The sequence below is a fragment of the Sporomusa sphaeroides DSM 2875 genome (assembly GCF_001941975.2).
GTDB classification, from domain to species: Bacteria; Bacillota; Negativicutes; order Sporomusales; family Sporomusaceae; genus Sporomusa; species Sporomusa sphaeroides.
Genome location: NZ_CP146991.1, coordinates 2938494 through 2949669, shown reverse-complemented (window position 1 = coordinate 2949669; position 11176 = coordinate 2938494). Strand labels below are relative to the sequence as shown.

The following is an 11176-nucleotide window of genomic DNA, read 5'->3' as shown; positions in this document are numbered from 1 at the left end:
ATTACTTGCTGTTCTTTGCGAAGTATACCGCCGCTTGCTTTAAAATGGCTACCTCATTTTCTAATTCTTTGATTTTACGTTGTGCTTTCCGCAGCTCGTCAGCATCGGGCTTAAGGTTCCCAGAGCCGGGGAAAGCTTGCTCTGGATTTTCTTTATACTGCTGAATCCATTTATAAATTGTATTTTCATGCAGGCCTAACTCTTCAGCTAAGCTGGGGCAGGTGCGCTCTCCATTTATATATAGTTTTACAATATCTTTCTTAAATTCTGAATCAAATCGTTTTCCTTTCATTATGGACACCTCCTGGTTTTATTGTACCAGCCATTCATGGTGTCCGCAAAAGGCAATACGGTTCATACCATACCAGTTGATCAATTATATTGAAGGACATACAAAATAGATATTTACTGCAGTACTCGATGATACGTTACTCCATATATCGTGCGGATTTGCAACAAAGAAATGATGGGAGTCCAAAAATACAATGTATATAGGTAACGCTTACCCATGTTTTAAAAACGTGGGTAATTTTTTTTATTTTCTACTCACGTTATATTGATATGGGAAGGTATTACCCATATAATGGAATAAAAGGGGGCGATACGATGCAAGATAGCACGTTGAAATGTTTACCGCCTGATATTGACCTTGAGACTAAGAAAGTATTAAAACAGTTGGTCAGATCCCACAGAGCACTGGCGGAGCTAAAAGGCTTTGCCGACACGATGCCCAATAAGAACATTTTGCTCAATGCAGTGACCATCAATGAGGCGAAGGATAGTTCCGAAATAGAAAACATCATAACCACTCACGATGAATTGTTCAAGGCTATGTCCCAAGCAAATTATCATAACCCTGCGGCCAAGGAAGTTGTAAACTACCGGACGGCTCTCTGGAAAGGGTATGAACTCGTCAAAGCAAATAAGATGATGACCACAAATATGGTTGTTGAAATCCAACAAGACATTGAGAAAAACCGGGCCGGTATCAGAAAGTTACCGGGAACGATTTTGCAAAACCAGACAACGGGTGAAGTGATTTATACACCACCCAGTAGTGAACAAGAAATTCTTGCACTTATGTCAAACCTGGAAAGATATATCAATGATGATTATGATGCGATTGACCCGCTGATCAAACTGGCAGTCATTCATTACCAGTTTGAATCGATCCACCCTTTTTATGATGGGAATGGACGCACCGGGAGAATTATAAACGTTTTATACCTGGTTCTTAAAGAATTGTTAGACAGTCCGATTTTATATCTTAGTAAATACATCATACGCAACAAAAGCGCCTATTATCGGCTGCTACAGGAAGTGCGAACGAAAGAAGCTTGGGAGGAATGGGTTCTCTTTATCCTGGATGGCATTGAGCAAACCGCCGAAGAGACATTATTGTTGGTGAAAAGAATTAATGCAGTGGTGGACAAGACCACAGAAGACATAAAAAATACGCTACCACGGGTTTATTCCAAAGAACTGGTGGAGATGTTATTCTATGAGTTTTATACTAAAACGGCTTACATAGAAACAGGTCTTGGTGTCTCGCGCAAGACAGCGGCCGGTTATTTGTCGGCGCTAGAAGAAGCTGGTTTCCTTGTATCGCAGAAAATTGGCAAGGAGAGAATTTATCTCAACAAGCAATTATTTGAGGTGGTTCAGGCGGCAGGGACCTGAAGAGCGCTCAGGTAATTTTGCAATTCGGAATGATGGACTGTAGTACTGGATAAAATTCTCAATTTACTTGAGATATAAACAGAGATGGCAGAAAAAGATACAGGAAATGTTTTTAGCTTTGCACTCTAATTTATATGATAGTTGATAGGTAACACTTACTCCTTCTGCCCGTCAAGTTATAAAAATACTTGGACTAAAGGACATAAGCACATGGATGAAACTAAATATTTAATCTTGATTAGAGGACAAGATGAAACTTCAAATGTTTTATCGTATACCCGTCATGGTACAAAAGTGAATGTCATGTTTAAAAGCTTAAAGTCGTTTCCATATAGCCGCCAAAACGTAGTGATTGAAGAAAACCCAACAGTAATTGATGTCATAGATCAAGTGATATATTACAACAACATTCTTTTAACCGGCGTAAACCAAATATTACAGTTTAATGGAAAAGTAAAAATAATATTTGATAAACAGAAAAGTGAAGTATATAATTCAGACGCTATACGGGTAGATGATAACAGTTTAAATCATAATGTTGCACAAGATATCTTAAACTATTGGAAGGAAATTGCTCCGTACACTAAAAGCGACGATGATGAAGAAGCTTTCTTGAAGAGGGAGTATGATCGTTTAACCTGTATAAATCTTGAAAGTGTATTAGGCTGTTATATAACTAAGGAGCCTTTACAGTGTTTGAATCAGGATACTAATGATGTAATCTTTCCTTTCAGTTTTAATTTGAGCCAAAAGCAAGCGTTGGAAAACGCCTTACGAGCGAATGTTTCAGTCATTGAAGGTCCCCCTGGGACAGGAAAAACGCAAAGCATCTTAAATATCATTGCGAATCTTGCCATTATGCAGGGCAAGTCGGTGGCGGTGGTGTCTGGCAATAACGCAGCTGTACAAAACGTTAAAGATAAGCTGGAAAAAGAGCAATATGGTTTTTTGCTGGCTTTTCTCGGCAATAAGAAAAATCGGAAGGCTTTCTTTGAGAAGCTGCCCCTGTATGATGTAACCGATTGGAAAAGCGAGATTGAGGAAAGTGTATTACTTGAGAAGATTAGTAGTTTGAATGGCAGAATCAATTATTTGTTGAATTTAAATAATGAGCAGGCAAAAGTTCAACAAGAATTAGCGGCTTATTATATGGAAAGACAACATTTCAATCGATACTATGACAATCAAGATATTGAAGAAATTAAACGATTGTTGTTTTATCGTAAAACGCCGGAACGGGTTATATCTTTTTTATCCGATCATTATTTTGCAACGGAAGAACACAAATCCCATAAGCTTACATACAAATTAAAATTGCTGATAAAATATGGCTTTACTGATTTTAAGAAGCTAAAAGAGAATGAAATCGCTATTATTTTAAACTTACAAAAAGAGTATTACAATTTAAAAATAGCAGGTCTTGAGCAGCGCAAGAAGGCCTTAGAGCAAGAATTGGCTAATGCGGAGTTTGAGCAGTTGCTGGCTCAGCACAAGGAATATTCGACAAGCTTATTCAAACAGAAATTATATGGTCGCTATCATGATAAAAAAGTGGAACAATTTACGGGTACTTCTTATAAGGGGCATTTCGATAAATTCATTGAACGGTTTCCGGTTGTACTCAGTACTACGCACTCTTTACGTAATTGCGTACCTGATAACTATCTATTTGATTATCTAATTATTGATGAATCATCACAGGTTGATCTGCTGTCAGGGGCCCTAGCCTTGTCTTGCTGTAAACGTGCAATTATTGTAGGCGATACAAAACAATTACCGCATATCGTGGATGAGAAGATAAAGGACAAAATACAAACAGCGAATGTGGAAAATATTTATGACTATTTTCAGCACAATATTCTTTCTTCCATGCTTGCTCTCTACCCGGAGCTGCCCAGAGTTATTCTCAAAGAGCATTACCGGTGTCACCCTAAAATCATTGGGTTTTGTAACCAGAAATATTACCGTGGTACATTGATTCCATTTACTCGGGAAGATACAAATGACACTCCATTTATTTTCTATCGTACCGTTAAGGGAAACCATATGAGGGAAGTGACAAAAGGAGAAAGCCGGGGGAAATATAATCAACGGGAACTGGATGTTATCGAAGAAGTTTTACAAAATCCTCATATTGTTACAAAAGATATTACTGAGATTGGTTTTACCACGCCTTACAGAAACCAGGCGGACAGGGCGGGAAAGGCTTATGATAATGGTATGGAATGCGATACCGTACATAAATATCAAGGCAGAGAGAAGAAACTTATGATTATGTCGACAGTTCTGGATAATACTTTTCCCGGTAAGAAGGGACTTGCTTTTGTGGATGATCCTTGTAAAATAAACGTTGCTGTTTCAAGAGCACAAGATCAGTTTGTATTGGTAACCGATCACTCGTTTTTTGAAAAAGCGGGAAAAGAAGTAAGTGATCTGATTCGCTACATCGAATACCATACATTAGATGAACATCTAATTGAGAGTGAAGTGGTTTCTGTATTCGATTTACTGTACAAGGAGTATTCATGTAAATTGATGGCATTCAAAAAGCGTTTGCCCAATATTTCAAAGTATCAATCGGAAAACATAATGTGGCAATTGCTGGACGACATTATTAGCGAAGACAAATATAATTGTTTTGAGTTTACCATGCAAGTATTGTTGCGGAACCTACTTAAAAATGACGATAAGCTAACGCCGGAAGAAGTACGCTATGTAAATCATAATGCTTCTGTAGATTTTGTAGTTTATTACAAGCTGAATAGGAAGCCGGTGTTGATAATCGAAGTTGATGGCTTTGCCTTTCATGAAAACAACCCGGCGCAATTGGAGAGAGATGCATTGAAAAATAGTATTTTAGATAAACATGAACTACGTCTTTTACGGCTTGCGACAAATGGCAGCAGGGAGGAATTTAAAATAAAGAATGAGATAGAACAAGTGCTGAATGGTATACTAGGCGTTTAGGTCAAAAAATAAGACCCGCCAAAAAAGGTATGGCGGGTATCTTGGTAGAATTTATGATTTTATTTATCGGACTAACGTACAGCATTGTCGCTGAAAAGTTCTGTAACGGTCTGTGACGAAATATGACGACTTTCCATATCCGTGGCGTTTTGAAGCGTAATATGGAGCCTTTGCGCGACTACGAATCAAAAGATAGCAGGTTCGAATCCTACGGGATCGCCATTAGGGATATAGCTATGTCGCAGGTTAATAGCCGGCGGCATAGCTATATTTATGTAAACTTCGCTTATGTTGTTCCTTGCGGGTTCAAAAAAATAAAATTCATAAATAGAGGGAGCAGCCTACAACCAAGCTAAAGACAGTTGTTTGATACCCAAAACGATTTCTTCCTCTGATAGACTGCTATACCCGATCAGAACCATATTATTCGAGTAGTTTTGTACGTTCATCCAATAATCAGATACCGGGTAAACTTTCACATCCGCTTTTTGGGCTGATTCGATTAGTTCCTTTTCTGACATTCCATTATTGACTTCCAACAGAATATGCAAACCGGCGTTTTTTCCATATATTTTTACATGCTCGCCCAGTTGTTCGCTAATGGTATTGATGAGTGTATCATGTTTTCTTTTATTGGATACAGATATTTTATTAAGAAGTCTGTTCCAGTGTCCTTGCTGGATAAAATAATACATTACCTTCTGCTCAAGCCAAGGAATAGAACAATGGTAATTTGCAAAATTGGCATGGTATTTATCCAGCAATACTTCCGGTACAACAACAAACCCCATTCGTAAGCCGGGAGCAAGTGCCTTGGAAAAACTGTTTATATAAATAACACGGTTTTTTTTATCAAGTGAATGGATAGAAGGAATGGGTCTGCTATTATAGCGCAGCTCGCTGTCATAATCGTCTTCAATAATGTAAGTATGATTGGTATAGGCCCATTCTAACAGCTGGAGTCTTTTATTGATAGGCATTACAATACCGGTCGGAAACTGATGTGAAGGAGTGGTGTAGAGCATTTTGGCGTTGGAGTTTTGTAATTGATCCAGATGAAGGCCATCGCTCTGTAGCCCAATAGGAACAACCTGATAGTTATGATTTATTAAAATTTCTCTGGCACTATCGTAGCAGGGTTCTTCCACAGCGGCAGTTTTTATATCTTGCATTAGTAATTGACAAACTAAGCGCAAGGCTGACATAGCCCCAGAGCAAAGAATGATTTGTTCTGGTTTGCAAACCACACCTCTTGATTCAGCAAGATAGTTCATAATTTGTATCCTAAGCTCCCAATCTCCCTTTTTCTCGTTATAAGCAGTTATACGGACAATATCATCGGACAATAATACCTGATTCAGTAATTTGCGCCATATACGGAGCGGAAAGTTTGAAAAATCCAGTCTGCCATACTGAAAATTGTACCGTTCTATATGAGCTGCCTCTTGTCTATGCGCCTGTTCCTGAGAAGTCGTTTGTTTAAAATCAGTACGGTTTAAATACGGCTTAATACCATTTTTCACCTCTACCTTCTGTACTTTATAACCACTGCCCATCCTGGCCTCTACATATCCTTCTGAGCAAAGCTGCTGATAGGCACTTTCAACAGTGTTTCTTGCAACCAGCAGTGTTTTTGCCAGTATTCTTATTGGTGGAAGTACACTTCCTTCACCCAACTCGCCAGATACTATTCTATTTTTAAATTGATTATAAATTTGCATATATAATGGCGTATCTGTGTTTTTATCTAGCAGTAGCATCTATTCACCTCTAAATTGTACCCATTAATATATAAATAATTGACACTTTTGACAGAAGCAATTATAACGTATAATGCATACCAAAGTAAACAATTAGAGGAGGAAATTATGCAATACAGAATGAAAACGCATATGCTGACAGAGGTCGCAATCAAGGAACTACTGGTTCGAACAGCAATGGGGAGTCTTGCTACTCTTAATGATGACGGGACACCTTATGTTATCCCTGTTCACTACCTGTATTATAACGGTTCCATTTATGTTCACGGTCTGCCGAAAGGTCAGAAAATAGGCAATATCAAGGCCAATCCCTGTGTATGCATGACCGTTTATGAAATGGATAGTTTGCGGCTTGATCCAGAGGGAAAGCCTTGCGACACAAACACAAAATATCAAAGTGTGATTCTTTCCGGCAAAGCCAGCTTAGTTGAAGATATCGAGCATAAGCGAGAAGTTCTTATAGAGATCGTAAAAAAATACACGCCGCAGCTTGCCCAAAAGGCCTTGCCGGAAAATATGGTTAATGGAACAGCAGTCATTCAGATACAGATACTTGATATTACGGGAAAATACTATGAATAAGGTTATTATTAAGAACAGATAAAAATTGAACAATTGTAAAATGTACATAAATATATAGATTCACATTTTTAGCGTAAACATACAAAACTGTTCAACTTTACTTTGCTGTAGGTTGAACGGTTTTGTATGTTTACGAAGCAAAATTTACGTCCCCATGCTTACTTTATAATTTACACTTTAAGCTTGCTGCCTACAGCAAAGCCAAGACAACTTAACAATGCCAGTGTGAAAAATACAATACCGTACTGCAAGGCTTCCTGCTGCAAACTTCGGGTAAATACCAGGAGGCTTGTCAATAAAGGAATACCGATTGTTCCGCCAATGTTGCGGCTGATCTGGATTAGTCCGCTGACAGTTGCCTGCTGGTTTTCCTTTACGGCATTTTGTGCCGGCAAAAGGAAGGTGGGCATCAAACTGCCAATGCCGCAGCCAATGCTGACGGCAAAGAGAAAGGACCAAAAAACAGGCAGGGTTAACGCACCTGCCAAGCCAATTCCACTAAAGCCTGCTATAGCAAAGCACCAGCTTATTTGCGCCAGAGACTGATAGGAAATCTTCTGCAGCAGGAAGCCTGATGCTATGGCTCCGATACTCACGCCAACGGTAAAAGGCAGTAAGAAGTAAGAACTTTTCGCAGGATCATTGGCAAAGGTGGCAACCGAAAATAGCGGCAAAATGAAAATGGTGCCAAAGTTTAATATTCCTGCCAGTAAGGCACTCAGACTGGACAGGGAAACTTGTGGAATACGCAGCATGGCTTGCGAGAGAATGGGATCAGGATGTCTTTTTTCTTGCCGCACGAGGAGAATGATCATGATCACACTGGTTGCTAACAGGAGGGTTGTGGTGAATGTCCAGCCCGTTTGCTCAAACAGGCTCCAGGTTTGAGTAAAAGCGGCAATGGCACCACCAAGCAGAAAAGCTCCGGCATAATCCACTCTCGGTTTCGTTTCCCCTCGTCCGGGCACGGGGCCGAACTGACAAAAATAAATAATGACAAACGAAATCACACATAAAGGAGCAACCATGAAAAAAGCGACAGACCAACCTAAGGTTGCGGCGATCACACCACCTAGTATCGGGCCCAGGACATTTGACAACATCTGTACGGCCGCAAACAAACTCATGGCTTTGGCGCGCTCTTTCGTGAGTGGAAACAACATACTGATCAGCGCCATGGTAACAGGCGCGATCATGCCGGCGCCAATCCCCTGTACCAACCGGGCGCCCACAAGAAAAGCCAGTGACGAGGCCAGGCCGCACAGCAGTGATGCAAACAGAAACAATAGCAAGCCCAGCAAGAAAGACAATTTATAGCCATAGAGGTCGGCGAGCTTAGAGAATAAAGGAACTGTAATCGTCGACATGAGTAAGTAGCCGGTAAATACCCAGCTGTATAAATGAGAGTCGCCTAATTGTGCCGAGATAGCCGGCAGAATGGTTGCCACAAGTGTTTGCATGGTCATATGCGCAGTTACGCCCAACAGCACGCCTGTGAAAACAAACCAGCGGTTATTCATTTGGCGTGCTTAGAAATTCAATCAGGCCCTGCGTACCGTCAACCCGTATGCGTTCACCGTTTTTAATCAGCGTTGTTGCCTCATCAACTCCCACTACGGCCGGAATACCATATTCCCTGGCCACAACCGCCCCGTGGGTCATTAATCCGCCAACCTCCGTAACAATGGCAATGGCTGACTGAAATAAAGGTGTCCAGCCCGGGTCGGTATGGGGGGCGACAAGAATTTCACCGGCCTTTAACACGGCCTCCTCCGGTCTGAGAATGACGCGGGCTATCCCTTCGGCGACCCCGGCCGATACCGGGCTGCCCAGCAAGGCTCCTAACGGAATATGATCTCTGCGTGGCGGAACTACGACAATTTCGCCCTCGCTTGTCATAACGCGCGGTGGTTTTAACTCCTGATACCGCTGGTATTGCGCTTTGCGCCGGGCAACCAATTCAGTAACCGGTTTAGCCATATTGCCTTGTAAAAGCTGGTACAATTCGTCCAAAGTTAGATAATAGCTATCTTCCGCCTGCTCCAGAATACCTGTTGCTGCCATTTGCCGGGCTTCCGCCAAAATGGCTTGTTTGCATTCTCCCATGACACTAATCAGCAGGAATTTGTGATGTTCCCTGAGTCCGCCTAAATTCCGGTATACGTTAATCAGCCGGGAAACCGGTTTCGATGTTAATCTTCCTGTTTCGGCCTGCAAAATCCGCCGGGCGGCTTCTGCCGCTTCCTTTTCCCCCCGCGCAAACCGCTCTCTATGTTCACCGGGCTTTAGGCTTTGGATATTGCTGAAAATAGCGGAGGTCAGGCGTGTCGGGGTTTCATACCAGCGAGGTGTGGTAATGTCAATTTCGCCGGGACATCTCATGCCATATTTATCAATAAATGCTGCAAACTCGGCTTTGCATTGTCTGCCGCCCGGCACCTCATCCAGTCTGCTGAAAAAGCTCTGATCCTCGGCCACCTTAAGATATTCCTGAACATCCGGCAAGTCCCGCACTTTGTCGGCCAGGTCCCCAAGCGCCAGTCCCATTTCGCTTGTGACATTGCCGGGAAGCGATTTATTTAATAGATCCACCTCAGTCTGATTGCCAAACTTACGGATGCATATTTTTTTCAGCAAGACATTGGCAAGAAGGCCTGCCAGCAGATAAGGCCCAATGTTGGGAATAAGCTCTGTGAAAATAGAATCACATTGTTTTTTTACCGCTTTAATCCGTTCTGCCCCCTGGACTCCGCATAGCGCCTGACGAGTCTGGGCCATATGCTGTTGCATGAATTTGTCAACATGCTCTCTGCCTGCTTTCGGGTCGCCGCTGCGAAGGATTATCCAAACCTGCTTCATGACCGGCATCAATATTTTTCCCACAGTGGAAGCGTTCACTGCATCTGCCTCCCGCAGCTGTCTTCCTTTAAGAAACTCGGGACGTTTAATGACAACATCAATTGCACGGCTCATGGCTTCATCGGCATTGCTCAATACCTTCGGGAAAATCAGACGGGCCAGTTTATTGTGAAGAATATCCGACAGATCAAGGAAGATTCTGCCGCCCGCAGCTTTGAAGAGCCGCTGTGAGACCATGTTTTGTAATACCGACAGCCCCAACGGCTTAAAGGCATCGGTCATCATTTGGGCATGGCCGAAGGACAGCATAACACGTACCGGCTGCTGGGGCATATCCGGCAAGGGATACAGCGTGGTAATGGGCCGGCTTTGCACGATATAACACTCATTTTGGGCAACACAGAATTCGATATCCTGCGGCTGGCCATAGTGCTTTTCAATTTTTTTGCCTAATCCGGCCATGTCAATGATTTGACTATCTGTCAGTACTTGCTGTTCTTGTTGTGCGGCTGGCAGTTCCTGCGTGACTGTGCCGCCCTCCGGCACGGCATAAATGGCCAATTTTTTCCGCGCTATTTTCTTGTTGAGAATGACATGATCTTTTACTTTGTATAAATCGGCCGTTACCAAGCCGGACACCAGCGCTTCGCCTAAGCCAAAACTTGCGTCGATGGAAACAACGGTTCGATTGCCGTTCACTGGGTCAGCGGTGAACATGATCCCGGAAACTTCCGGAATCACCATTTGTTGAATGACAATCGACAGATAGACTTCCCGGTGGTCAAAGCCATTTTTGGTCCGGTAAACAATGGCCCGGTCGGTAAATAACGAGGCCCAGCATTTGCGGACATGTGTCAGCAGTTCTTCCTGACCTTTAATGTTCAAATAAGTATCCTGCTGTCCGGCAAAAGAGGCATTGGGCAAATCTTCGGCTGTCGCACTGGAACGGACGGCATAGTAATTTTCTGTCCCTGTTTTTTCCCAGGCATGGAGAATTTCAGCCGTAATTTTCCCCGGGATTGCTACTTGCTGCAAATGCTCCCGTATACCTTGGCCTATTTCCCTGACCTGATGTAAGTCAGAAGTGTCGATATTGCTTAATTTCGCAAAAAACGCCTCCATTGCCGAGCTGGTAGCAACAAAGTCCCGGTATGCAAGTGTGGTAACACAAAAACCACTGGGAACAGGAAAGCCAGCCTGCGTCATCTCGCCTAAATTCGCTCCCTTTCCACCAACTAAAGGCAGACTCGAACGGTTAATCTGGTTAAAGAAGATTACATATTGCTGCATAGCTAATCATCCTTTGCCAAAGTTCATATTTTATAAAG

Annotated in this window: 7 protein-coding genes; 3 read left to right on the top strand and 4 right to left on the bottom strand. The window is 42.3% G+C overall.

Annotated features, from left to right (window positions below; genetic code table 11):
• Position 1: 1 nt before the first annotated feature.
• On the bottom strand, positions 2 to 292 hold the full coding sequence (locus SPSPH_RS13835; RefSeq protein ID WP_075754101.1) for a transposase: 291 nt from the start codon (positions 290 to 292) through the stop codon (positions 2 to 4).
• 314 nt (positions 293 to 606) lie between these two features.
• Between SPSPH_RS13835 and SPSPH_RS13830 the strand changes: the two genes are divergently transcribed.
• Both SPSPH_RS13830 and SPSPH_RS13825 read left to right on the top strand, forming a co-directional pair.
• Positions 607 to 1680: a Fic family protein gene (locus SPSPH_RS13830; RefSeq protein WP_075756607.1), complete on the top strand. Its 1074-nt coding sequence runs from the start codon at positions 607 to 609 to the stop codon at positions 1678 to 1680.
• Positions 1681 to 1890: 210 nt separating this feature from the next.
• Positions 1891 to 4647 (top strand): AAA domain-containing protein, encoded by a 2757-nt coding sequence (locus tag SPSPH_RS13825; RefSeq protein ID WP_075756608.1) that lies wholly within the window; start codon positions 1891 to 1893, stop codon positions 4645 to 4647.
• Positions 4648 to 4988: 341 nt separating this feature from the next.
• Here SPSPH_RS13825 and SPSPH_RS13820 read toward each other — a convergent pair whose 3' ends face one another.
• Entirely contained in the window at positions 4989 to 6407 is a 1419-nt protein-coding gene (locus SPSPH_RS13820; RefSeq protein ID WP_075756609.1) for a PLP-dependent aminotransferase family protein, read from the bottom strand.
• 108 nt (positions 6408 to 6515) lie between these two features.
• On the opposite strand from SPSPH_RS13820, the gene SPSPH_RS13815 reads away from it, so the two are divergent.
• The gene (locus tag SPSPH_RS13815) at positions 6516 to 6989 is read left to right on the top strand and encodes a pyridoxamine 5'-phosphate oxidase family protein (protein ID WP_075756610.1); all 474 of its coding nucleotides are present in this window, start codon (positions 6516 to 6518) and stop codon (positions 6987 to 6989) included.
• Positions 6990 to 7159: 170 nt separating this feature from the next.
• On the opposite strand, the gene SPSPH_RS13810 is transcribed toward SPSPH_RS13815, so the two are convergent.
• Together SPSPH_RS13810 and SPSPH_RS13805 are read right to left on the bottom strand one after the other, a co-directional pair.
• Complete coding sequence (locus SPSPH_RS13810; RefSeq protein WP_075756611.1) at positions 7160 to 8509, bottom strand: MFS transporter; 1350 nt, start codon at positions 8507 to 8509, stop codon at positions 7160 to 7162.
• The gene (locus SPSPH_RS13805) at positions 8502 to 11138 is read right to left on the bottom strand and encodes a phosphoenolpyruvate synthase (RefSeq protein WP_075756612.1); all 2637 of its coding nucleotides are present in this window, start codon (positions 11136 to 11138) and stop codon (positions 8502 to 8504) included. Before SPSPH_RS13805 ends, SPSPH_RS13810 begins: the two co-directional genes overlap by 8 nt.
• Positions 11139 to 11176 lie beyond the last annotated feature (38 nt).

What these genes read in the sequence shown, in the direction of transcription:
- SPSPH_RS13835 (WP_075754101.1), bottom strand. Translation starts at nt 292, where the DNA reads ATGAAAGGAAAACGATTTGATTCAGAATTTAAGAAAGATATTGTAAAA.
- SPSPH_RS13830 (WP_075756607.1), top strand. Translation starts at nt 607, where the DNA reads ATGCAAGATAGCACGTTGAAATGTTTACCGCCTGATATTGACCTTGAG.
- SPSPH_RS13825 (WP_075756608.1), top strand. Translation starts at nt 1,891, where the DNA reads ATGGATGAAACTAAATATTTAATCTTGATTAGAGGACAAGATGAAACT.
- SPSPH_RS13820 (WP_075756609.1), bottom strand. Translation starts at nt 6,407, where the DNA reads ATGCTACTGCTAGATAAAAACACAGATACGCCATTATATATGCAAATT.
- SPSPH_RS13815 (WP_075756610.1), top strand. Translation starts at nt 6,516, where the DNA reads ATGCAATACAGAATGAAAACGCATATGCTGACAGAGGTCGCAATCAAG.
- SPSPH_RS13810 (WP_075756611.1), bottom strand. Translation starts at nt 8,509, where the DNA reads ATGAATAACCGCTGGTTTGTTTTCACAGGCGTGCTGTTGGGCGTAACT.
- SPSPH_RS13805 (WP_075756612.1), bottom strand. Translation starts at nt 11,138, where the DNA reads ATGCAGCAATATGTAATCTTCTTTAACCAGATTAACCGTTCGAGTCTG.